Below are 20,846 nucleotides of genomic sequence, written 5' to 3'. Positions count from 1 at the left end.
GTGAGTCTCCTAATCCCCGAAGCCGAAGAACTTGGCCACGGACTTTCCGGCGTCTTTGACGTTATCCGCGGCATCGCTGACGAACTTGCCTGGATCCTGGACCGCGTTGACGATTCCTTCGCCGACGTTTTTGCCGACGCTGCTGATCGTGTCCCAGTTTTCGTAGATGGCTATTCCCACGCTGGCAACTTGGCAGACGGTCCCGGCGGGCGGCGGCAAAAAGCAGCCGACCCCGAGGAGTCCCTTGCCGGCGCTGGCCATCCCGCCCTTGACGTCGCCATCGGCGAAACTCCGCACCGAGTCGACGGCGCTGAAGCCGACGCCGGCCCAGCCGAGGCCCCTCGCGAGGCCGGACTTCCCCAGCCACTCCAGCTTGGTGCCGGCACCAAGCCACGGCTTCTCCGCGAAGACCTTTTCGAATTTGCCCAGCGGCCCGACATACTTGTCCAGGTTCCGCAGCGAGACGATGTCTGAGGCTTTGTCGACGGCGGCGAGGCCCCGATTTGTTGCTGCGGAGCTTTTCAGCAGCTTATCGAGGGCCGGGTTGCTGATCAGGCGGTGCGGGGCGAAGCCGGGACCGCCGATCCGGTGCTTGCCCTGCACAAAGGACTTGACGAAATCCGCGCGCTGGTTCTTCAGCACCCAGCCGAACTGGCCGGCATGCTTGGCGAGGGTCAGCGGTGCCTTGAGGTATTTCTGGATCTGCATCCCGGCCCTGATGCCGCCAATGCCGCCGGCGACTGCACCGCCGAGCAGCGGCCCGATGCCACCGCCGTTGCTGCTGCCGTGGCTGCCGCCGAGCGGACCGGGCCCGCCGCCGGCCCCGGCGGCGGTAACACTGGCTTTCTCCTGCTGGTCGGCGTGGGTCAACAGCCGCTTGGACTCTTCCTTGAGGGCCTGGGCGGTCCTTTGGATCAGGGCACGGTGGCTGCCGTTCCACTCGGAGGTGAAGCGGGCGCCGTCGGCTCCCTTCCAGGACGTGTTGCCGTTGATGGCCGACGTCAGCGTGCTCGACTGCCGGAGCAGCGTTTCGGACGTCTTGCCGAACTGTTGTGCAAGCGTGCGCAACTGGGCGACGTCGGCGCCCCACAAGTTTCCTGCCATAGCGGCTCCCCCTCTTCGTGCATCAGCCTAACCGGCTGCGACCGGGACCTGGTGTATTCCGGCGTGTGTATTCAACCGGCACCAATCTAACCGCAACACTCGTGCGCGGCGATGGGGTGTTCTCCCCATCAGGTCCCGGCCGGCGTCGGGGGCCCGGCCGCTAGTCGCCCTGTCGCTCCGTGAGCAGGTTCTGCTTGCGTCTGCGCAGGACAAAAAATGCCCCGAAGGCAAAGGCCTGGGTGACCACCACGAGCACGATCGCACCGGCAATCTTGTCCCCGCCCAGGATCATGGTCAGCCCCACGACAGCGGACAGCAGCGCGAGCAGCGGGAGCAGCATGTAGCCGAGGACAAAAAGGAGTTCGGGTTTCGTCAGCATCGCTTAGGCCTCCGTCCGGCGCCACACGTTGATGCGGTAGCGGGCGCCGTTTCCGGCGGTCTCCCAGCCGTCGGCCGGCAGGCTTCCGTCCAAGGTCCAGTCGTACCCAAGCTCGGGGGCGAAGGTGTCGCCCTCCGTGCTGGCGTCGATTGTGGTGATAACGGCGACATCGGCGAGGTCCATGGACTGGGCGTAGATGTTGCCGCCGCCGACAATCCAGACCATGTTGTTGCCCGGTGCGAACTGGGACTCAAGGAGTGCATCGTCCAGTGAGGCGACGGCGGTGGCGCCCGCCGCGGACGGAGTTTCGCCCCAGCCGCGCTGGCGGGTGATAACAATATTGGTCCGCCCGGGCAGCGGGCGGTACTTGTCCGGAAAGGATTCCCATGTCTTCCGGCCCATGATGACGGGGTGGCCTGTCGTGAGCCGGGTGAAGTGTGCCATGTCCTCGGGCAGGCGCCACGGCATTCCGCCGTCCTGGCCGATGACACCGGTACTGGTTTGGGCCCACACCACGCCGAGCCCGGTGAGGGCTGCCAGCCTGGTGGAAAAATCCGCGGGCTGCGCGGTCTGTATATTGTCGTCGCTCATACGGCTATCGGGGCCTTAATCGTCGGGTGGTGCCGGTATCCGACCACTTCGAAATCATCGAGGGTGTAGTCGAAGATGGACTCCGGCTTACGGGCGAACGCCAGCTGCGGGTAGTCATAGGGCGTGCGGGTGAGCTGCTTGAGAACCTGGTCCATGTGGTTGTCGTAAACGTGGACGTCGCCGCCGGTCCAGACAAATTCGCCCGGTTCCAGGCCAGTCTGCTGGGCGATCATGCAGGTGAGCAGGGCATACGAGGCGATGTTAAACGGCACACCCAAAAAGGTGTCCGCGGAACGCTGGTAGAGCTGGCAGGAGAGTTTGCCGTCGGCCACATAGAACTGGAAGAACGCGTGGCACGGCGGGAGAGCCATGTCTTTGAGCTCGGCGACGTTCCAGGCGGAGACGATGTGCCGGCGCGAGTCCGGGTCGGTTTTGAGGTTCGCGATTAGTTCGGCGATCTGGTCGATGTGGCCGCCGTCGGGAGTCGGCCAGGAGCGCCACTGGACGCCGTAGACCGGTCCGAGTTCGCCGTCGGCGTCGGCCCATTCGTTCCAGATGGTGACACCCTGGTCCTGCATCCACTTCACATTCGTGTCCCCGCGGAGGAACCACAGCAGCTCGACCGCGACGGACTTGAAGTGCACTCGTTTGGTGGTGACCAGGGGGAAGCTTTTGCTCAGATCGAAGCGCATCTGGCGGCCGAACACACTCAAGGTGCCGGTGCCGGTCCGGTCGGATTTGTGCGTGCCGTGTTCGATGACATCGCGCAGCAAGTCTTCATAGGGTGTTGGGATGCTCACGTTCCCAGTCTACTGAGAAGTCGCCGCAGGTCCTTATCCATCGTGCCGGCATTACCGGCGGCAGGTCACACGGCTTAGTCGTCGAAGGGCCTGAACCGCTCGACGGCGACCACTTTGTCCCCGCTGTGGTGCGCCACATGGCACACCACAATCTCGCCGGGGGCCAGGAACGGTTCCTCCTCCGGGAGCTGGGCGCGCAACCGGGAACCCATGTGCTTTCCGAGCTGGGCGAACACGGTAGGCAGCGCCGGGCGGTGGGTGCACAGCGCCACGGCCCGCTGTTTGTCAAAGAGGTCTTCGACGGCGGCGGCAGTCTTGTGCGGATGGCGGCCGTGACGGTGTTCCGTAAGGGCTTCATTAAGCTTTACTTTCGCATCCGAAGCCTTGGCGTACGGGGCGATGGTGGCCACACACCTCAACCACGGACTTGAAACTATCCGCAGTGGTTTCCATGCCTGCAGGAGCCGGCCCACCGCCTGCGCCTGCCGCATCCCGGTGGCGGCCAGCGGCCTGTCCCCTTCGGCTTTGGACCATGAGGAGCGCGGTTTGGCCTTGGCGTGGCGCACCACCAGCAGCGGCCAGGTCTTCAGCTCACCCCGGGAATGGGCGCCCGCCAGGTGCTCAAGCGGGGCGATGTCGCTCGGGTTGCTCAGCAGCGTCGCTGCCTTCTCCGGCGAGCACCACATCACGCTGTCCACTTCCTTGCCGTCCGGCCGGAGCGGGGCGCCGTCGACGTCGACGGCCCAATAATGGACCACCTTCAGCCCGGCGGGGACGTGATAGTGGATGGCGGGCAAGGGGATGCCCAGCGGCGCCGTCAGCCCGATTTCCTCCTCGACCTCCCGGGCTGCACATTCGGGTACGGTCTCGCCCGGGTCGATCTTGCCTTTGGGCCAGGACCAGTCGTCATAGCGCGGGCGGTGGATCAGCAGGACCTGAAGCTGGCCTTTGTCACCCGGGGTGACGCGCCAGGGCAGGGCGCCCGCCGCCACCACGGCAATTGCTTCGCCGGGATGGTCGCTCTGGTCGGCAACCGGTGCATCGCTACTCAATGCCAGAGCCCCTACCGCAGCCCGGAGGTGCGCTGCCGCGAGCGGGAATTGAGCAGCCAGGACTGAATGTCGCCGAGGTCCTGACCGTCTTCGGCGAGATGGTGGCGGGTCCACTCCGCCTGGTTGTTGAGGTGCCAGCTGGCGGTGCCAGGATCCATGTAGCGGCGCAGCAGATCCATCACGTATGTTGTGTCGTCCCCGCTGGTTAGCTGAACCAGGGCCTCGACGCGGCGGTCAAGGTTCCGGTGCATCATGTCCGCTGAACCGATGTAGACCACCGGATCCCCGCCGTTTGCGAAGGCGAAAACGCGGGAGTGCTCCAGGAAGCGGCCCAGCACGGACCGGACAGTGATGTTCTCGCTCAGCCCGGGCACCCCCGGCCGCAGCGAGCAGATGCCGCGGACGATGATGTCCACCGGGACCCCGGCCTGGGACGCCCGGTAGAGGGAATCAATGATTGCTTCGTCCACGATCGAGTTGACCTTGATCTGGACCCGGGCGGCGAGGCCCGCGCGGGCGTTGCGGATCTCTGTTTCGATCCGGTCGATGAGTCCTGAACGGACCGAGCGCGGTGCCACCAGAAGCCGCTTGAACGTCGATTTCGGAGCGTAGCCGGAGAGCTGGTTGAAGAGCTTGGAGAGGTCCTCGCCTACCTGCTCATTGGCGGTGAGGAGACCGAGGTCCTCGTAGTAGCGGGCCGTGCGGGGATGGTAATTGCCGGTGCCGATGTGGCAATACCGGCGGAGTCCGTCCACTTCCTGGCGCACCACGAGTGACAGCTTGCAGTGCGTCTTGAGCCCCACGATGCCGTAAACCACGTGGACACCGGCCTGCTCGAGCTTCCGGGCCCACGAGATGTTGGCCTGCTCGTCGAAGCGGGCCTTGATCTCGACCAGGGCCAGCACCTGCTTGCCTGCCTCGGCGGCATCGATCAGGGCGTCAACGATCGGGGAGTCGCCCGAGGTGCGGTAGAGGGTCTGTTTGATGGCCTGGACCTTGGGGTCCGACGCCGCCTGTTCCAGGAACGCCTGCACCGAGGTGGAGAACGAGTCGTAGGGGTGGTGCAGCAGGATGTCACGGCGCCGCATGGCCGCAAAGACATTCGCCGCCTTGGACGTTTCCGATTCGTTAAGGTACCGGGAGGTGTGCGGGACATGCTTGGGATAGTGCAGGTCAGCCCGATCTATTCCGGCGATGACCGAGAGGCCCCGGAGATCCAAGGGGGCCGGAACCGAATAGACCTCGGATTCCTCGACGCCCAGTTCGCGGATCAGCAACGCACGGATGTTCGGGTTGATGTCGGTGGTGACTTCGAGCCGGACCGGCGGGCCGAAGCGGCGGCGCAGCAGTTCTTTCTCGAGGGCCTGCAGCAGGTTTTCGGCGTCGTCCTCTTCGACCTCGACGTCTTCGTTTCGGGTGACGCGGAAGGTGTGGTGTTCGAGCACCTCCATGCCGGCAAAGAGCTGGTCCAGATGGACGGCGATGACTTCCTCGAGAGCGATGAAGCGTGCCACCCGGCCCGGCACCGAGCCGGCGCGCGGTCCGTCAATCGAGATCAGCCGGGGGAGCTGGTCCGGGACCTTGAGGCGGGCGAAGAGCTCCTTGTCGCTGACCGGGTTGCGGACCACGACGGCGAGGTTCAGGGAAAGTCCGGAAATGTAGGGGAAGGGGTGGGCCGGGTCCACGGCCAGCGGGGTCAGGATCGGGAAGACCTTCTCCGCGAACATGGCGCTGAGCTGGTCCTTGGCCTGGGAGTCGAGCTCATCCCAGTGCATCAGGTGGATGTGCTCGTAGGCCAGGGCCGGGCGGATCTGCTCGGCATAGACATTGGCGTGGCGCTGCTGCAGCCTGTGGGCCTCGTCGCCGATCTGCTCGAGGACCTGCATTGGGCTGAGGCCGGCGGGAGACGGGACGGCGAGCCCGGTGGCGATCCTGCGCTTCAGCCCGGCGACGCGGACCATAAAGAACTCATCCAGGTTGGACGCGAAGATGGAGAGGAAGCTGACGCGTTCCAGCAGGTGGAGGTTGGGGTCTTCGGCGAGTTCCAGGACGCGGGCGTTGAAAGAGAGCCAGCTCAGCTCGCGGTCCAGGAAGCGGTCGGGGCTGAAATCACCCTCCGGCTCCAGATTTGGCGCAAATTCAGGAATGTCGATCCGGTCTTGGGTGGCACGTGAGGCAGGCACTTCGGAGGAACCGAACCGGGCACGCGCCGGCCGCACTTTTTTCTCCGACGTGGCGCCCTCGGACGTGGCCGTCCGGGCAGATTCCCGTTGCATGGTCTCTCCTATTGCTGGCGCGATTTGCTTCAACCTTACAAGCATTCACCGCGCGGTCAGCTTTCGAGGAGCCCAGATTTCCACGGGGTGAACGCGTGATGTCCGCCGATTGGATTACCGCCCTTGAAGCGGCGCGTACATCACGTCGACGTCCCAGCGGGTGAAGCCCAGGCGCCGGTACAAGGAGACGGCAGGAACGTTGTCCGCGTCGACGTAGAGCATCACTGCGTGCAGGCCCTGACGCTGCAGATATCCGATGCCGGCGACTGTCAGTGCCTTGCCAAGCCCGGTGCCCTGCGCACCGGGTGCCACGCCCACCACGTAGACCTCGCCGATAGCGGGGTGGTCGCCGTGCCGCGGGTGCACCTTGGTCCAGTGGAAGCCGAGAATCCGGTCCGAGGAATCGACGGCCAGCAGGAAACCGGCCGGATCGAACCACTGTTCTGCCATCCTCGCGTCGAGATCTGCCCGCGTCATGTTTCCCTGCTCAGGATGGTGCGCGAAAGCGGCCCGGTTCGCGGCGAGCCAGCGGTCCTCATCCCGCGCCGGGACGAAGGCACGAAGGCTTACACCGTCCGGTAGGGGAATCGCGGGCAGTTCCGCGGCCGTGCTGGTGAGGCGCATCTTCCACAGTTCCCGGACCGGTCCGTAACCGTAGCGTGCGGCGAGGTCGGCAGCGGCTTCGTGGTTGCCATGGGACCAGGCCTTCAGGCCAGCAAAGCCGCGGGTGCTCCGGAGTTCGCCGACCAGCCGGTCCGCCACGCCTTGGTTGCGGTAGCTGGGGTGGACGGCGATTTCCAGCACACCGGTGCCGTCCGGTTCCTCGATGACGACGGCGATCCCGGCGAGATCCTGTGCCGTCGCCGGGTCGGACCCGTCATCGGGGCTGTACAGGGCGAGTGTCCGGGCCGTTGTGGTGCCGACGCTCCCACCGGTGTCCGCGGCACGCAGCGTCACGAGGGTCTGTTCGGACAGCGGCGGATTGCCGTCGGATTCCTCCGCGGCGGCCGCGAGTGCCGTGACGTCCTTCAGGAGCTGCGGATCCGCAGCTCCTTTGGCGGCGAGGACGGGCCAGGTTTCAGGATGCGCAGGACTCATGGTGCAAGGCTATACGGTGGCGCCGGGCAGGGCGGATTTTGTCGATCCGGGAACTTCTACGTATAGTCGTTAAGTCATCCGGTGCCTGGTCGGGAAGTATTCCCGGTTCGGTCAGCGCAGATGCGAGGGGGATCCACCACTGGGGTGGCCTCGATACGTTCGACCCGTATGTCCTCCACTGGTTAGCAGAAAGCCCCGGACTGATGTCCGGGGCTTTCTGCGTCTGCGCTGGTGCGTCCTTGGGCTGCCGCAGGCGCTGGCTGTCGGCGCTGCCGGGTCAGGCCCCGGTGAGCTCTTCCTCCGGGTGCCGGACCAGGGTCAGGCGGTAGCCGACGTTGCGGACCGTGCTGATCAGGTTCTCGTGGTCGGCGCCGAGCTTCGCCCGCAGCCGCCGGACGTGGACGTCCACGGTGCGGGTACCGCCGTAGTAGTCGTAGCCCCAGACCTCGGTCAGCAGTTGCTGGCGGGTGAAGACCCGGCCGGGGTGCTGGGCCAGGTATTTGAGCAGTTCAAATTCCTTGAATGTCAGGTTCAGCGGAGCGCCGTTGACGCGGGCCGTGTAGCTGGCCTCATCGATCACGACGCCGGCGGCCCGGATTTCGGCGGGGGCATCGTCCTTGTCAGGGACGGCCCGGGCGATGCCGAGGCGGATGCGGGCTTCGACTTCTGCGGGCCCGGCCGACTCGAGAACGATGTCATCGACGGCCCAGGCAGAGGAGACGGCGGCCATGCCGCCCTCGGTCAGTATCAACATCAGCGGGGCGCTCAGGCCGGTGGCCTTGAGCAGTTGGGTCAGGGAGCGCGCGCCGACGAGATCTTTGCGGGCGTCGAGGAGGACGATGTCGCAAGGGTCCGTCTCCAGGAGGGCTGTCGGCTCGGCGGGGAGAATGTGGACCCGGTGGTTCAGTAATTCCAGCGCAGGCAGGACGTCCACCGATGAGCCGGTGCTGTTCGTCAGTAGCAGGATGTGCGACATGTTTCCTCCAAGGGGTGTCCGCGCATCGTTGGGCGTCTGTAGCTGAGTTCGAGTATACCCAAACGCACCTTTCCGGACATGCTTTCGTCACCTTCGTCCGGTTCATTTGCGACACAAAACGGTCGTATAAGGCAGGATTGATCCGTCGGGCCCGCAGCCCGGTGACGTTGATCAGCTCGATTGGGGGTCCGCAGGTGAGCGAAAGTACGACCACGACCGGGAAGACGATCGGAAGACGGATGACGGATATAAAGATGTCGGGTGAGCAGTGAAAACCTGGATCATCGGCGTTATCGGCTTGGCCGGACTCGCCGCGATAGTCGGCGCATCGTACATCTCGGCGGCGGCGCTGCTGGCCGTGGCAGTGATCGCCGCCGCCGCCGTCGGAGTCGGCTGGCCGCATTTCCTGGGCATCCCGGCCAAAAAGACCCTTGCCGTCCTGATCGGGTTGCCCGGCGTCGGCGCCGCCGTTGCCGCGACGTACCTTCCCGGCCCGGGTTTCCTTGACTGGACGCCATCGTTTATGGCGGCCGGGGTGATGGCGGTCTTTGTGATGCAGCTGATCCGCGGGACCGGCCAGGCGCAGCGCCTGGAGTCCACGCTCGGTTCCAGCGCCGGTGTTTTGCTCTCCTGCCTGGGCGCAGGCTGGATCGCGTGCTCCCGATTCAACGGCGTCCGTGAAATGCTCCTGGTCGCGGCAATCAGCGCTGCGATTGCCCTGCTGGCCGGCCTGATCCGCTGGCCGGACAGGGTTGTGGCGCCGCTGGGCATCGTCGGTGCAGGGCTGGCCGGGCCGCTCGCGGGCCTCGTCTTTTCCGACATCGCGGTGCTGCCGGCCGCGGTCGTTGGGGTGGTGGTGGGCGCCGTGCTGATGAGTTTCCGCCGCCTGGTGATCCTTCGCGGCGAATCTCTCAGCTTTGCGGCGGCCCTCGGAATGGGGCTGGGCCCGGTCTCCGCCGTCGGTTCGCTGGCTTACTTCATAGACAAACTACTCATCTACTAACGCGCTAGGATGGCATCATGTCCGTACTTGCATTTGAAATCTTCTTCCTTGTACTGCTCGGCGTTGCCAGCGTGGCCATGGCGTGGTTCGCCGGCTTTGTTGTGTACCGCCTCTTCAAGGGCCAGAAGTAGACACCAGAACCACTAGCCGTCTTCGTTTCCAGGGGTAGCTGCTGTGCCGATTGAAATACCGACCGATCTGACACCCGAAATCGTTCCGCTGTCCTGGCTCATAGGTGAGTGGGAGGGTGAGGGCAGGCTGGGCGCCGGGGAAGAGGATTCCGAGCACTTCCGGCAACACGTGTCCTTCACCCACAACGGCCTGCCGTACCTGCAGTACCGGGCCGAGAGCTGGCTGACCGACGACGCCGGCACCACCTTGCGTCCGCTCACTGTCGAAACCGGGTTTTGGGCCCTGGAACGCAAACAGCGCGAGGAGGATGGCGGCCCCGGGCTGATCCCGGCGGACATCGTTCCCGTGCTCAAGAGCGCCGACGAAGTCGAGGCCCTGCGCAACAACGACGGCGGCTTCGATATCTCGGTCTCGATCTCCCATCCCGGCGGGATTTCCGAGTTGTATTACGGCCAAATTAAGGGCCCGCAGATCCAGCTCAGCACCGACATGGTGATGCGCGGCAGCCACTCCAAGGAGTACACCGCCGCGACCCGGATCTTTGGCCTGGTGGAAGGCAACCTGCTGTGGCGCTGGGACGTGGCCTCGGGCAAGGGATCTGCGGGGGGAAGCGGCCTGGCGGCGCACGCATCCGCCATCCTGCACAAAGCGAGCTGATCGGCGGCGCACGGTGCCTGCCGGCGGAAAAGCCCGGCTTTGATCTCTCACTGAAAGTCAGTTGTCCGGAACGACCGCAGGGAGCATCACAGTGAATGCCATACCCAAAACAACTGCCGATTTCAGCGACCTGAAGGCCGTGTATTTCAACGGCACCCTCAAGAGGTCCCCCGAGACCTCCAACACGCAGGGCCTGATTGACGTCAGCCGCGCCATCATGGAAAAACACGGCGTCAGCACCCGGGTCATCCGGACGGTGGACCACGACATCGCCAGCGGCGTCTATCCGGACATGCGCGAGCATGGCTGGCAGACCGATGAGTGGCCGGAACTGTATCCGGCCGTCCGGGACGCGGACATTGTGGTGCTGGCCGGACCCATCTGGCTCGGCGACAACTCCTCGCAGACGAAGAAGTTGATTGAGCGGCTCTACGCGCACTCGGGCGAGCTGAACGAGCAGGGCCAGTGGGCGTTCTACCCCAAGGTCGGCGGTTGCCTCATCACCGGAAACGAGGATGGGATCAAGCATTGCGCCATGAACGTCCTCTACAGCCTCCAGCACGTCGGCTTCACCATCCCGCCGCAGGCCGACGCCGGCTGGATAGGTGCCGTGGGACCGGGTCCGAGCTACCTTGACGAAGGCTCCGGCGGTCCGGAAAGTGACTTCACCAACCGCAACACCACCTTCATGACCTGGAACCTGCTGCATCTGGCACGGATCCTCAAGGATGCAGGCGGCATTCCTGCCTACGGGAACCTGCCCGAGGCCTGGAAGGCCGGCACCAGGTTTGACTTCGAAAATCCGGAATACCGCTAAGCGTTGAGGACTTCTACTACATATGACTACCAAAAACCCCCTGTTGGAGCGGCCCGGCGCCGTCGAGGCCGTCGGGGCTGATGCCGGCGTCGCCTCCCACTACGGCGAACCGCTGCGCGAACAGCGGGCCCTGGCTGCCGGGACCGCCCTTGTGGATCTGTCCCACCGCGGCGTCGTCACCGTTGCCGGGCCGGACCGGCTGAGCTGGCTTAACACGCTCTCCTCCCAGCAGCTGACCACCCTTGGGCCGGGGCAGTCCAGTGAACTGCTGCTGCTCAGCGTGCAGGGCCGGATCGAATTCGACGCACGGGTCGTGGACGACGGTGCCACGACCTGGCTTGTTGTCGAGGCGGCCGAGGCCGCGCCGCTGGCCGAGTGGCTGAACAAAATGAAGTTTATGCTCCGGGTCGAGATCATCGACGCATCCGCGGACTGGGCCGTGCTGGGTACCACCCGCCGGGTACCTGAGTTCTCCGGCCTGCTGGTCTGGGAAGACCCGTGGCCCCATGTCGGGGCCGGCGGCTACTCGTACGCGGTGGTGGGGGAGGATTCCCACCCGGGGCTCGAACGGCCGTGGTTCGAGTACCTCGTCCCGGCCGGGGAACTTGAAGCCACCGTCGGGGCACGCCCGCTCGCGGGGGTCTGGGCGGCCGAAGCGCTGCGCATCGCGGCGTGGCGGCCCCGCTGGGGCGCCGAAACCGACGACCGGACCATCCCGCACGAACTCGACCTGCTCCGCACCGCCGTGCACCTGAACAAAGGCTGCTACAAGGGCCAGGAAACAGTGGCCCGGGTGCATAACCTGGGCCACCCGCCGCGCCGGCTGGTGTTCCTGCAGCTCGACGGATCACAGCACACCATGCCCGCCGTCGGCAGCGAAGTCCGCGCCGGTGAGCGCAAGGTGGGCACCGTCACCTCCGTAGCCCAGCACTATGAAATGGGGCCGGTGGCCCTGGCAGTGGTCAAACGCTCGGTCTCGCCGGAGGACGTGCTGACAGTACTTGACGGCGAAGAGCCCTACACCGCGGCGCAGGAACTTATTGTGGCTCCCGACGCCGGACAGGTTGTAGGACGGCAGACCGGTTTCCTGCGGGGGACTCGATGACTGAGGGAAGCTCCGTGCCTGACGAAGAGACCCTGGCGCTGGCACACAGACTTTTTGACGCTGCCCGGCAGGGTGACTCCGCCACTCTTGGCAGCTACCTCGCCGCCGGGGCCCCGGCGGGCTTAACGAACACGGCGGGGGATTCCTTGCTGATGCTTGCGGCATACCACGGCCACGCCGACGCCGTCCGGCTCATCCTGGCGCACGGCGGAGACGCGAACACCGCCAACGACCGAGGCCAGACGCCGCTGGCAGGGGCCGTGTTCAAGGGCTACACGGAGGTGTCCCGGGTGCTGGTCGACGCCGGGGCGGACCCCGACGCCGGGACGCCATCGGCCCGGGCGGCCGCGCAAATGTTCGAGCGCAACGACATCCTGGCGCTGCTGGGCTGATCCGGTTCCCGGGATTCCCAACACTGTTGCGCCCGTATACTCCATGTGGAATAGTCGTGCTGGAATAGTGTTTCGGGCTCACCGGCCGCCATTACCAAAGGACCCCGCACCATGCCTCGAGCCACGCCGCTGACACCATTGGGCGTTGCCGCACTCTCCCTGCTCGCAGAAGAACCGATGCATCCCTACGAGATGTACCAGCTCCTGGTCGCCCGGCATGAGGACCGTTTGGTCAAGGTCCGTCCGGGAACGCTTTATCACGCAGTCGGGCGGCTTGAAGAGCAGGGGCTGGTGGCCGCGACCGGAACCGACCGTGAAGGCAACCGCCCGGAACGCACCACCTACGAGATTTCCGGGGCGGGCCGGGAGGCTTTGACCCTGCGGCTGCAGGACATGCTCGCTACTCCCGTCAATGAATATCCGTCCTTCCCGATGGCCGTCTCGGAGGCGTACAACCTGCGTGCCGGCGTCGTGATCGAACTGCTCGACCGGCGCCTTATCGGGCTCCGGGAGCAGCTCGACTTCCTCTCCGCCGCGCAAGAACGGGTCCGGGCGCAGCAGGTCGACCGCAAGTACTGGATCGACATGGAGTACCAGCAGGTCATGCTGCGCGCAGAGACCGGCTGGATCCGGAGCCTCCAGCAGGAGCTCGGAACCGGCCAGCTGACCTGGTAGCCACCCCCGGCTCCGCGTTCGACGAATAATTTCAGACATCCCCAGGCATCACCACCAGCACTAAGGAACCACATGGAAACTGTAGCCAGGCCGTGGCCGGCACTCTGGTCCCTCGTTATCGGGTTCTTTATGATCCTGATCGACACCACCATCGTCTCGGTGGCCAACCCCCGCATTATGGAAGGCCTGAACGCGGACATCAACTCGGTAATCTGGGTGACCAGCGCCTACCTGCTCGCCTACGCGGTGCCGCTGCTGATCACCGGCCGGCTGGGCGACCGCTTCGGCCCCAAGAAGCTCTACCTGACCGGCCTGGTCGTCTTCACGCTGGCCTCCCTTTGGTGCGGTCTCTCCGGCGACGTCCAGATGCTGATCGTGGCCCGGGTGTTCCAGGGCTTCGGCGCCGCACTCATGACACCCCAGACCATGGCGGTGATCACCCGGATCTTCGCACCGGACCGGCGGGGTGCCGCGATGGGCGTCTGGGGCGCCACCGCAGGCATCGCGACCCTCGTCGGCCCGATCCTCGGCGGCGTCCTCGTCGACGGCCTGGGCTGGGAATGGATCTTCTTTATTAACGTTCCGGTTGGCATCGTCGGGTTTGTCCTGGCCGTGCGGTACGTGCCGGCCCTGAGCACCCACCCGCACAAGTTCGACATCCCCGGTGTAGTGCTCAGCGCCGTCGGATTGTTCCTGCTGGTATTCGGCATCCAGGAAGGTGAGACGTACGACTGGGGGACCATCACCGGGCCGATTACGGTATGGGGCCTAATCATCTCGGGAATCGCCGTCCTGGTGGTCTTCGTTTGGTGGCAAAAGATCAACAAGGGCGAGCCGCTGCTGCCGCTGTCCCTCTTCAAGGACCGGAACTTCTCGCTCGCGAACATCAGCATCACCACCGTCGGCTTTACCGTCACGGCCTTCACCCTGCCGCTGATCTTCTACTACCAGATTGTCCGCGGGCTGACGCCCACCCAGTCTGCCCTGATGATGGTTCCGATGGCCGTGATCGCTGGTGGCCTGGCACCCGTCGTCGGGAAGATTATCGACAGGGTCAATCCGAAGTACATCACCGCCACAAGCCTGGTTCTGATGTCCGTGGCGCTGTTCTGGAATTCCTCCCTGATGCACCCGGACACGCCGATCTGGCTGTTCCTGCTGCCGAGCGCTGTGCTGGGCTTCGCTAACGCCGGAATCTGGGCGCCCCTTAGTTCGACCGCCACCCGAAACCTGCAGCCCCGCCAGGCCGGTGCCGGTTCCGGGGTCTACAACACCACCCGGCAGATTGGGGCCGTCCTCGGCAGCGCTGCCATTGCAGTGCTCATTCAGTCCCGCCTGGCATCGGAGCTGCCGGCAGCTCCCGCCGGCGCCAGCCCGATGGCATTTGGCGGCACCCTGCCTGAGGCCCTGCGCGAGGGATTCTCGACGGCGATGGGCCAGTCCATTATGCTTCCCGCTGCCGTGATTCTGCTCGGCGCGGCGGTGGCGCTGTTCTTCGCGAAGCCCCAGCCGGTTCAGGGCTGGGGCAGGCCCGCAACCGCTCCGGCGGGGGCTTCGTCAGATGAGCAGGCGCCGGCAAAGCAGCGCTAACGCTCCAACCCCGGCGGCTTCCGGATCAGCCCAGCAGCACGCTGGTCTGGATGCCGCCGGCGGCCAGGCCCAGGCTGCGGGCGATGGCCAGTGCGCCCTTGTTGCTGACCTCGGCACGCCATTGCAGCGTCAGCCCTGAGGCGAGTGCCTCATGAGCCGCGATGGAGGCCGCCAGTGATCCCAGCCCCCGGCGGCGCCAGTCCGGGGCGACCAGCACCCCCATCTGGGCCAGGATGCCTTCCCACTCGGTGTAGGCACCGCAGGCCACCGGGGTCTTGCGGCCGTCTTCCACATGCATGATGGTGAAACGGTGCTCAAGGTCCGCGAGGCCTACTTCGTTGACGTCATCCGGCGGGCAGGCGGATTCCAGCTCGACAGCTTCCGGGCTGCCCGGCGAGACGGTGAGCTCCTCAGCGGGTTGTTGCAGGGGCAGATCATCTGCGAAAAAAAGTGCCGTGGCGCCGAGACCGTGGCCTCCGTGCTCCCGGGTGAGGGCGAGCAGCGTGCCGTGTTGCGCCAGCTCCCCGTCGGTTAGCCCCCTGGCGGCGTCCAGCGCCCATTGTGGTCCCACGAATGCAGAATTGCCGAACAGCCGGACAAACCGGACGGCGCGGGCCGAGTCGTCTGCCCGCGTGATGCGTTCGCCCGCCGCAGCGGCAAACGCGCCGTCGTCCAGACCGAGGGAACGGGCCCACGCGAGCTGGATGATGTCGACGGAACCGGGCTCAAGTGTCATGACTCCACCCTACCCACCGGCGCGCCGGGGCCCGGGGCCTAACCGAAGAGGACCGCGGCCTCGTCGTAGCGGTACTGCGGGACGGTCTTGAGGTTACCGAGCGCGGCGTCGAAGCCTACATGGACGATGTCGGTGCCGTTGAGGGACACCATGGTGCCCCAGCGCGCTTCGACGACCGAATCGATCGCGGCCATGCCCAGCCGGGTCGCCAGGACACGGTCGAATGCGGTGGGAACACCGCCGCGCTGGATGTGGCCCAGGACGGTCGCACGGGTTTCGATGCCGGTCATGGCTTCCAGCTCGGGGGCCAGCCTTTCCGAGATCCCGCCAAGGCGCGGACGTCCGAAGGTGTCCAGCCCGCGTTCGGAGTGCGGCGTTTCCTGGTCATCCGGGACGAATCCCTCGGCCACGACAATGAGCGGCGCGCGGCCACGGTCCCGAGCCGAGACAACCCAGTCGGCGATCTGCTTCATCGAGGCTTTCTGCTCCGGGATCAGGATGGCGTGGGCGCCCGAGGCCATGCCGGCGTGCAGGGCGATCCAGCCCACGTGGCGTCCCATCACTTCGGCGATCATGCAACGGTGGTGGGACTCGCCGGTGGTCCGCAGCCGGTCGATCGCCTCGGTGGCAATTTCGACGGCGGTGTCGAAGCCGAAGGTGTAGTCAGTGGCGTCGAGATCGTTGTCGACGGTCTTGGGGACGCCCACGATCTTCAGGCCGGCGTCGGTGAGGCGTTTGGCGGCCGCCAGCGTGCCTTCCCCGCCGATGGCGATGAGGGCGTCGATGCCCAACCGGTCCATATTGGCCTTGATCACCTCGGGTCCGCCGTTGTTTTCAAACGGGTTGGTCCGGGACGTCCCCAGGATGGTCCCGCCCTGTTTGGCGATGCCGCGGACCATGCTGCGGGGGATATCGATGGTGTCTGCTTCGACGACGCCACGCCAGCCGTCCAGGAACCCCACGAACTCGTGGCCGTGCACGGCGATGCCCTTCAGGACGGCGCCTCGGATGACGGCGTTCAGTCCCGGGCAGTCGCCGCCACTGGTGAGGATTCCAATTTTCATGTCTCGGCTCAAATCCTGGTTCGTAGGTTTTCAGGAAGAGCGCCACGCTGAGCTCACCTAGAGTCTAGTGGCGCCTGTGGGGCAGGACACAACCTGTGACTTCGGGAAAGTGCCCCGGCCGGCCGGCCGGGGCACTGCGTTTCCTCGCGGGGACGGCGTCAGGGTCGTCCCGAGCGCTTGGCGAGGAACGTCTCAAGGACGACGGCGTTCCGCTGGTCCGGGAGGAGAAGCCAGGCCGCAAGATAAAGCACAAAAGCCGGTCCAGGCAGCAGCGCGACGAGCAAAAAGGCGATCCGGACGAACGCAACATCCACGTTCAGTTTGGCGGCGATGCCTCCGCAGACTCCGCCCAGCCAACGCTGCGGGCCGCGTTTGAGCCCAAGGCCCCTGACGGTGCTGAAGAATTTTTCCATGGTTCAAGACTTCCTTGTCGGGGTGGCTTTGTCACGTCCGCGCGATGAGAGCAGCCCGCCGACGACGAGAGCGGCTCCGGCGCCAATCATCAGGCCGATCACCACGTAGCTGCCGTTGAGCGACACGAGGCGCAGCTCGGAAACGATGATAAGTGCGGCCAGTGCCATCACTATCAAGCCCCAGACGATGGTGCCCACGCGGGGCGGTGATTCCACCTGCGGTTCCCGCGCTCCCGGCGGAGGCGGGGCTGCCGGGCTGCCGGCCGGTGCGTCATAGCTGCTCATGTCAATTACCTTCCTTGATGGTGACGTTGCTGAAGGTGCCGTCTATCTTGACGATCAGGGTCGCCCCCGGCATTTCGGTGTTGTAATCGATCTGCCGAGTGGTCATGCCACTGTGATTCTGGCTGCCCTCATTGAGGTTGCCCATGGTCATGTCTGCCTGGATTTCCACCGGAACGGTGTCCGGGATGACCACCGTGAGGTTGCTTGCTGTCGCGTCGAGAGGGACCACAAGGTCGGTTTTCAACGGAGGGTTGAGCGAGAGCCCGGTAAGGTCCACGGTTCCGGTGCCGGCCGTGATGTCGAAGCCTCCCAGTGCCTGCTCGATGCTCACCGGTGACCAGTCCGCATTCTGCGGACGGAAGCGGTCGCCGTTGGGCAACACATTGAAGATTCCGCCGACGACCAGGGCGAGCGCTGCCAAGAACCCGAGGCTGCCCGACGTGCGGCCCCTGAGACCGGCGATAAGGATGCCGAGACCCAGGACCACGGCGGCGCTGGCCCAGATAACGGCGCTGCTGGAGGTACCGAGGTTGATGAGGTTCGCGACGTCGAGGATCTTGATACCGCCGCCCACCAGCAGGGCAAGGCCGGCTGTCACCGCGACGGCGGGAGTGCCCGGGCCCAGCTTCCGGGGTTTGCCCGGCTGGACGGGCCCGGGCACCGGCTGGTAGCCGCCACGGAACGGGCGTGTTGCACCCGGCGGTTGGGGTGTGCCCCAGCCCGGTGCCGGCAGCGTTGACTCGCCGTTGTGGGCCGGTGTTTCCGAGGCCCCGTAGCCGGTTGCGGCGAAGGGGGCCACCCCTGCCGGTACCGCGGGCGTTGCCTGCTTTGGCGGGTAGGCGGTGTGGACCGCCGGGTCACCGTCCGGATGGCCAGCGGACAGGCCGGTGGCGCCGTTCCGGGACTTGTTGCGGTGCGTGAGGTAGTAGATGAGGTAGATGGCGCCGCCGACCCAAAAAACTGTCCAAAGGAAGGGGCCAGCGCCGTAGCGGTCCCAGCCCCAGGCGCCGCTGCCCAGGCTGGGGAAGCCGACGACCGTGGTGATCAGGGCCCCGGTCATGCCGGATGACCAGCGGCCCGCGGCGGCTTCCTGCAGATGGATGCGCCCGTCCGGTTCGGGCAGGAGTGCCCACGCGATGCCGTAGAGCAGGACGCCGACGCCGGCGAAGATTGCCAGCACTATCAGGATGCCGCGGACAATCAACGGGTCGACGCCGAAGTGCCGGGCTATGCCACTTGCCACCCCGCCGACCCAGCGCTCGCGGCCTCGGTGGACGCCGTGGCTCCGGATCCAGTCGAAGAAATCCTGCGGCGGGCTGCCGGCCGGCGGAGGCGTTGGCGCGTAGTCGTAAGGCGGAGGCGGAGGAGGTGTTGGCGCGTAGTCGTAGGGCGGAGGCGGAGGAGGTGTTGGCGCGTAGTCGTAGGGCGGAGGAGGCGGGTTGCCGGCCCCGGAACCGGCCGAATCCTCCAGCGGCGCGGTCGCGGAGGTGTTGGCGGCAGTGCCGGCAGAGGTCTCCGCGGCCGGCGCCGCAGGCTCTTCTGCGGCACCGCCTGCAGGGGCGTTTCCTTCATTGGGGTGCTCAGGGTGCGGATTCATACTTCGATCCTGCCGTCCGCCACGATTCCGTTCTACTGGGGAACACCCTGAACTGCCCCTGAGTCGACCCCGGTTCGGGCCGGAAACACGGCAGGGAAACCCTGATCCGTGTTTGGATTGCCTTATGACAACAGCCGCTTCCCGCCCGCCGCTGGTCCGCGGCAGCGACCGGGTGATCGCCGGGGTCTGCGCCGGCCTCGCCGGGCATCTGGGCTGGCCGGTGCGGATGATCCGAGTCGGTATGGCGGTTGCCGCGCTCGCCGGCGGTGCCGGGGTGGCGTTCTACGCCTGGCTTTGGATCATGGTTCCCACCGCTGATGAAAGCGCCAGGCGCAGCGCCCGCCAGCCGGTGTCGCCCATTGCTCCCGCTGTGAGCGTGCCGGACGGTGAGTTTCCAGCCGGGTGGTGGCGCGGCAGGATCACCGGAATGCGCTACGGCAAGGAGATCCTGCTTGGGTCGGGCCTGCTGCTGGCCGCCGGCATCCTGATTGCCCGTCTGCTCGGCGTTGACATTCCGCTCGGGACCCTCGTCCCGGTTGCGGCCATCCTGTGCGGCGCGGCCATCGCCTGGATGCAGTTGGATGAAACCCGCCGGGCAGGCCTTGTGGACAAGACCAAAGCGGACCAGGCCGGCGGCTGGGCACGTCTTGCGGCCGGGTTGGCACTTGTTGTCACCGGCGTCCTGGTTATGGTGTCCGGCTCCGGGTCGTGGGAACAGACCTGGCTTGCGCTGCTGGCCTCGGTGGCGGTGCTAGGGGGCGTGGCGCTGGTCCTCTTGCCCTGGGGGCTGAAGTTCTGGCGCGACCTGGAGGCGGAACGGGCCGGGCGGGTCCGCGCCACCGAACGGGCCGAGATTGCCGCCCACCTCCACGACTCCGTGCTGCAGACCCTGGCCCTGATCCAGCGGCGGGCCGGCAACGAGACCGACGTCGTCCGGCTTGCCCGCGCCCAGGAACGCGAGTTGAGGGGCTGGCTGTACCGGGATCCGGGCCGGGAATCCGGTCAGTTGTCCGAGCGTATTAGGGCCGCCGCGGCGGACGTGGAGGACGCCCTGGGCCGCGCGGTCGAAGTGGTCTCTGTGGGGGACTGCGCCATGGCCGAACGCCACGAGGCGCTCGTCCAGGCCGCCCGAGAGGCGATGCTGAACGCTGCCCGGCACGGCGGCGGCGCCGTGTCCGTGTATCTGGAGGTCGCCGACGACGCGGCGGAGGTCTTCGTGAAGGACCGCGGTCCCGGCTTCGACCCGGACGCCGTCCCTGCTGACCGGCTGGGGGTCCGTGAATCGATTGTCGGCCGGATGAACCGCCATGGCGGCACCGCTACCATCAGCAGCAACGAAGACGGCACCGAGGTGCGGCTGAGGCTTCCGTTGGCGGCGGGAGCAGCCACGGGCGCTGCGGCCGCCAACGGCAACGGAGAGGCAACACAGTGAGCATTAGCGCGGAGGAACGTCCCGGACCGGGGATCCGGGTAGTAATTGTGGACGATCATGCCATCTTCAGGTCCGGCCTGAAAGCTGACCTGGACCCGAACATTGTCGTCGCCGGCGAGGCTGGGACTGTGGAAGAAGCCATCGCGGTGATCGCGGCGGTGCGCCCCGACGTGGTGCTCCTGGATGTCCATCTGCCCGGCGGGCTCGGCGGCGGCGGCCGAGAGGTGCTGGCCGGTTCAGCTCCCTTGCTGGGCAGTACCCGGTTCCTGGCCCTGAGCGTCTCCGACGCGGCAGAGGATGTTGTGTCGGTGATCCGGGCCGGGGCCCGCGGCTACGTCACCAAAACCATCTCCGGGAAGGAAATTTCCGACGCCGTGCGTCGGGTGGCGGGCGGCGACGCCGTCTTCTCGCCCCGGCTGGCCGGCTTTGTGCTCGATGCTTTCGGCACCGCCCCGGCCGACATTGCCGACGACGAACTGGACAGGCTCTCAGCCCGCGAGCTCGAAGTGATGCGGCTCATCGCCAGGGGCTACAGCTATAAGGAAGTCGCGAGGGAGTTGTTCATCTCGATCAAGACGGTGGAAACGCACGTCTCGGCCGTGCTGCGCAAGCTCCAGCTCTCCAACCGGCACGAACTCACCCGCTGGGCCGCCGAGCGCAGGCTCCTCTAAT

At 66.1% G+C, this 20,846-nt stretch carries 22 protein-coding genes; 9 read left to right on the top strand and 13 right to left on the bottom strand.

Annotated elements, in window-relative coordinates:
- Window positions 1-9: 9 nt before the first annotated feature.
- The 8 genes from QI450_RS12725 to QI450_RS12690 all read right to left on the bottom strand — a co-directional run bounded on the left by QI450_RS12725 (window position 10) and on the right by QI450_RS12690 (window position 8,276).
- On the bottom strand, window positions 10-1,104 hold the full coding sequence (locus QI450_RS12725) for a WXG100 family type VII secretion target (RefSeq protein WP_226774791.1): 1,095 nt from the start codon (window positions 1,102-1,104) through the stop codon (window positions 10-12).
- A 160-nt stretch (window positions 1,105-1,264) separates the two neighbouring features.
- Window positions 1,265-1,483 carry an NF038396 family protein gene (locus QI450_RS12720; protein WP_226774790.1) on the bottom strand — a complete coding sequence of 73 codons (219 nt, stop codon included), beginning with the start codon at window positions 1,481-1,483 and terminating at the stop codon, window positions 1,265-1,267.
- A 3-nt stretch (window positions 1,484-1,486) separates the two neighbouring features.
- Window positions 1,487-2,074: a dihydrofolate reductase gene (locus QI450_RS12715; protein WP_226774789.1), complete on the bottom strand. Its 588-nt coding sequence runs from the start codon at window positions 2,072-2,074 to the stop codon at window positions 1,487-1,489.
- On the bottom strand, window positions 2,071-2,874 hold the full coding sequence (locus tag QI450_RS12710) for a thymidylate synthase (protein WP_226774788.1): 804 nt from the start codon (window positions 2,872-2,874) through the stop codon (window positions 2,071-2,073). Before QI450_RS12710 ends, QI450_RS12715 begins: the two co-directional genes overlap by 4 nt.
- A gap of 74 nt (window positions 2,875-2,948) precedes the next feature.
- On the bottom strand, window positions 2,949-3,926 hold the full coding sequence (locus tag QI450_RS12705; protein ID WP_226774787.1) for an NUDIX hydrolase: 978 nt from the start codon (window positions 3,924-3,926) through the stop codon (window positions 2,949-2,951).
- Between the two features lie 11 nt (window positions 3,927-3,937).
- The gene (locus tag QI450_RS12700) at window positions 3,938-6,202 is read right to left on the bottom strand and encodes an RNA degradosome polyphosphate kinase (protein WP_226774786.1); all 2,265 of its coding nucleotides are present in this window, start codon (window positions 6,200-6,202) and stop codon (window positions 3,938-3,940) included.
- 114 nt (window positions 6,203-6,316) lie between these two features.
- Window positions 6,317-7,300, bottom strand: a complete 984-nt coding sequence (mshD, locus tag QI450_RS12695; RefSeq protein ID WP_226774785.1) for a mycothiol synthase — start codon at window positions 7,298-7,300, stop codon at window positions 6,317-6,319.
- A gap of 277 nt (window positions 7,301-7,577) precedes the next feature.
- Window positions 7,578-8,276, bottom strand: a complete 699-nt coding sequence (locus QI450_RS12690) for a response regulator transcription factor (RefSeq protein WP_282359766.1) — start codon at window positions 8,274-8,276, stop codon at window positions 7,578-7,580.
- A gap of 268 nt (window positions 8,277-8,544) precedes the next feature.
- Here QI450_RS12690 and QI450_RS12685 point away from each other — a divergent pair, with 268 nt between their 5' ends.
- The 7 genes from QI450_RS12685 to QI450_RS12655 all read left to right on the top strand — a co-directional run bounded on the left by QI450_RS12685 (window position 8,545) and on the right by QI450_RS12655 (window position 14,647).
- Window positions 8,545-9,279 carry a permease gene (locus tag QI450_RS12685; protein ID WP_226774783.1) on the top strand — a complete coding sequence of 245 codons (735 nt, stop codon included), beginning with the start codon at window positions 8,545-8,547 and terminating at the stop codon, window positions 9,277-9,279.
- A 174-nt stretch (window positions 9,280-9,453) separates the two neighbouring features.
- On the top strand, window positions 9,454-10,068 hold the full coding sequence (locus QI450_RS12680) for an FABP family protein (protein ID WP_226774782.1): 615 nt from the start codon (window positions 9,454-9,456) through the stop codon (window positions 10,066-10,068).
- 91 nt (window positions 10,069-10,159) lie between these two features.
- Window positions 10,160-10,885, top strand: a complete 726-nt coding sequence (locus QI450_RS12675; protein WP_226774781.1) for a flavodoxin family protein — start codon at window positions 10,160-10,162, stop codon at window positions 10,883-10,885.
- Between the two features lie 22 nt (window positions 10,886-10,907).
- The gene (locus QI450_RS12670; RefSeq protein ID WP_226774780.1) at window positions 10,908-11,990 is read left to right on the top strand and encodes a folate-binding protein; all 1,083 of its coding nucleotides are present in this window, start codon (window positions 10,908-10,910) and stop codon (window positions 11,988-11,990) included.
- Window positions 11,987-12,382: an ankyrin repeat domain-containing protein gene (locus tag QI450_RS12665; protein WP_226774779.1), complete on the top strand. Its 396-nt coding sequence runs from the start codon at window positions 11,987-11,989 to the stop codon at window positions 12,380-12,382. Before QI450_RS12670 ends, QI450_RS12665 begins: the two co-directional genes overlap by 4 nt.
- A 111-nt stretch (window positions 12,383-12,493) precedes the next feature.
- The gene (locus tag QI450_RS12660) at window positions 12,494-13,057 is read left to right on the top strand and encodes a PadR family transcriptional regulator (RefSeq protein ID WP_226774778.1); all 564 of its coding nucleotides are present in this window, start codon (window positions 12,494-12,496) and stop codon (window positions 13,055-13,057) included.
- A gap of 72 nt (window positions 13,058-13,129) precedes the next feature.
- Window positions 13,130-14,647 (top strand): DHA2 family efflux MFS transporter permease subunit, encoded by a 1,518-nt coding sequence (locus QI450_RS12655; RefSeq protein ID WP_226774777.1) that lies wholly within the window; start codon window positions 13,130-13,132, stop codon window positions 14,645-14,647.
- Between the two features lie 25 nt (window positions 14,648-14,672).
- Here QI450_RS12655 and QI450_RS12650 read toward each other — a convergent pair whose 3' ends face one another.
- The 5 genes from QI450_RS12650 to QI450_RS12630 form a co-directional block, all read right to left on the bottom strand.
- A complete protein-coding gene (locus tag QI450_RS12650; RefSeq protein ID WP_226774776.1) occupies window positions 14,673-15,383 on the bottom strand; it encodes a GNAT family N-acetyltransferase in 711 nt (236 codons plus the stop codon).
- A 38-nt stretch (window positions 15,384-15,421) separates the two neighbouring features.
- On the bottom strand, window positions 15,422-16,447 hold the full coding sequence (locus tag QI450_RS12645) for a 6-phosphofructokinase (protein WP_226774775.1): 1,026 nt from the start codon (window positions 16,445-16,447) through the stop codon (window positions 15,422-15,424).
- Window positions 16,448-16,605: 158 nt separating this feature from the next.
- Window positions 16,606-16,860 carry a PspC domain-containing protein gene (locus tag QI450_RS12640; RefSeq protein WP_226774774.1) on the bottom strand — a complete coding sequence of 85 codons (255 nt, stop codon included), beginning with the start codon at window positions 16,858-16,860 and terminating at the stop codon, window positions 16,606-16,608.
- Window positions 16,861-16,863: 3 nt separating this feature from the next.
- Complete coding sequence (locus tag QI450_RS12635; RefSeq protein WP_226774773.1) at window positions 16,864-17,145, bottom strand: hypothetical protein; 282 nt, start codon at window positions 17,143-17,145, stop codon at window positions 16,864-16,866.
- Between the two features lies 1 nt (window position 17,146).
- Window positions 17,147-18,742 carry a PspC domain-containing protein gene (locus QI450_RS12630; RefSeq protein WP_226774772.1) on the bottom strand — a complete coding sequence of 532 codons (1,596 nt, stop codon included), beginning with the start codon at window positions 18,740-18,742 and terminating at the stop codon, window positions 17,147-17,149.
- 124 nt (window positions 18,743-18,866) lie between these two features.
- Between QI450_RS12630 and QI450_RS12625 the strand changes: the two genes are divergently transcribed.
- Window positions 18,867-20,174 carry an ATP-binding protein gene (locus tag QI450_RS12625; RefSeq protein ID WP_226774771.1) on the top strand — a complete coding sequence of 436 codons (1,308 nt, stop codon included), beginning with the start codon at window positions 18,867-18,869 and terminating at the stop codon, window positions 20,172-20,174.
- Complete coding sequence (locus QI450_RS12620; protein WP_226774770.1) at window positions 20,171-20,845, top strand: response regulator transcription factor; 675 nt, start codon at window positions 20,171-20,173, stop codon at window positions 20,843-20,845. Before QI450_RS12625 ends, QI450_RS12620 begins: the two co-directional genes overlap by 4 nt.
- The last annotated feature ends 1 nt before the right edge of the window (window position 20,846 follow it).

This window comes from Arthrobacter sp. EM1 (assembly GCF_029964055.1).
Lineage (GTDB): Bacteria > Actinomycetota > Actinomycetes > Actinomycetales > Micrococcaceae > Arthrobacter.
This window is presented reverse-complemented; position numbering and strand designations above follow the sequence as displayed.

Bases quoted from the DNA above. Each gene is read 5' to 3' on its own strand.
- QI450_RS12625 (WP_226774771.1), top strand. From the start codon at position 18,867: ATGACAACAGCCGCTTCCCGCCCGCCGCTGGTCCGCGGCAGCGACCGG.
- QI450_RS12655 (WP_226774777.1), top strand. From the start codon at position 13,130: ATGGAAACTGTAGCCAGGCCGTGGCCGGCACTCTGGTCCCTCGTTATC.
- QI450_RS12725 (WP_226774791.1), bottom strand. From the start codon at position 1,104: ATGGCAGGAAACTTGTGGGGCGCCGACGTCGCCCAGTTGCGCACGCTT.
- QI450_RS12635 (WP_226774773.1), bottom strand. From the start codon at position 17,145: ATGAGCAGCTATGACGCACCGGCCGGCAGCCCGGCAGCCCCGCCTCCG.
- QI450_RS12660 (WP_226774778.1), top strand. From the start codon at position 12,494: ATGCCTCGAGCCACGCCGCTGACACCATTGGGCGTTGCCGCACTCTCC.
- QI450_RS12690 (WP_282359766.1), bottom strand. From the start codon at position 8,276: ATGTCGCACATCCTGCTACTGACGAACAGCACCGGCTCATCGGTGGAC.
- QI450_RS12670 (WP_226774780.1), top strand. From the start codon at position 10,908: ATGACTACCAAAAACCCCCTGTTGGAGCGGCCCGGCGCCGTCGAGGCC.
- QI450_RS12700 (WP_226774786.1), bottom strand. From the start codon at position 6,202: ATGCAACGGGAATCTGCCCGGACGGCCACGTCCGAGGGCGCCACGTCG.
- mshD (WP_226774785.1), bottom strand. From the start codon at position 7,300: ATGAGTCCTGCGCATCCTGAAACCTGGCCCGTCCTCGCCGCCAAAGGA.
- QI450_RS12640 (WP_226774774.1), bottom strand. From the start codon at position 16,860: ATGGAAAAATTCTTCAGCACCGTCAGGGGCCTTGGGCTCAAACGCGGC.
- QI450_RS12715 (WP_226774789.1), bottom strand. From the start codon at position 2,074: ATGAGCGACGACAATATACAGACCGCGCAGCCCGCGGATTTTTCCACC.
- QI450_RS12630 (WP_226774772.1), bottom strand. From the start codon at position 18,742: ATGAATCCGCACCCTGAGCACCCCAATGAAGGAAACGCCCCTGCAGGC.
- QI450_RS12665 (WP_226774779.1), top strand. From the start codon at position 11,987: ATGACTGAGGGAAGCTCCGTGCCTGACGAAGAGACCCTGGCGCTGGCA.
- QI450_RS12650 (WP_226774776.1), bottom strand. From the start codon at position 15,383: ATGACACTTGAGCCCGGTTCCGTCGACATCATCCAGCTCGCGTGGGCC.
- QI450_RS12720 (WP_226774790.1), bottom strand. From the start codon at position 1,483: ATGCTGACGAAACCCGAACTCCTTTTTGTCCTCGGCTACATGCTGCTC.
- QI450_RS12645 (WP_226774775.1), bottom strand. From the start codon at position 16,447: ATGAAAATTGGAATCCTCACCAGTGGCGGCGACTGCCCGGGACTGAAC.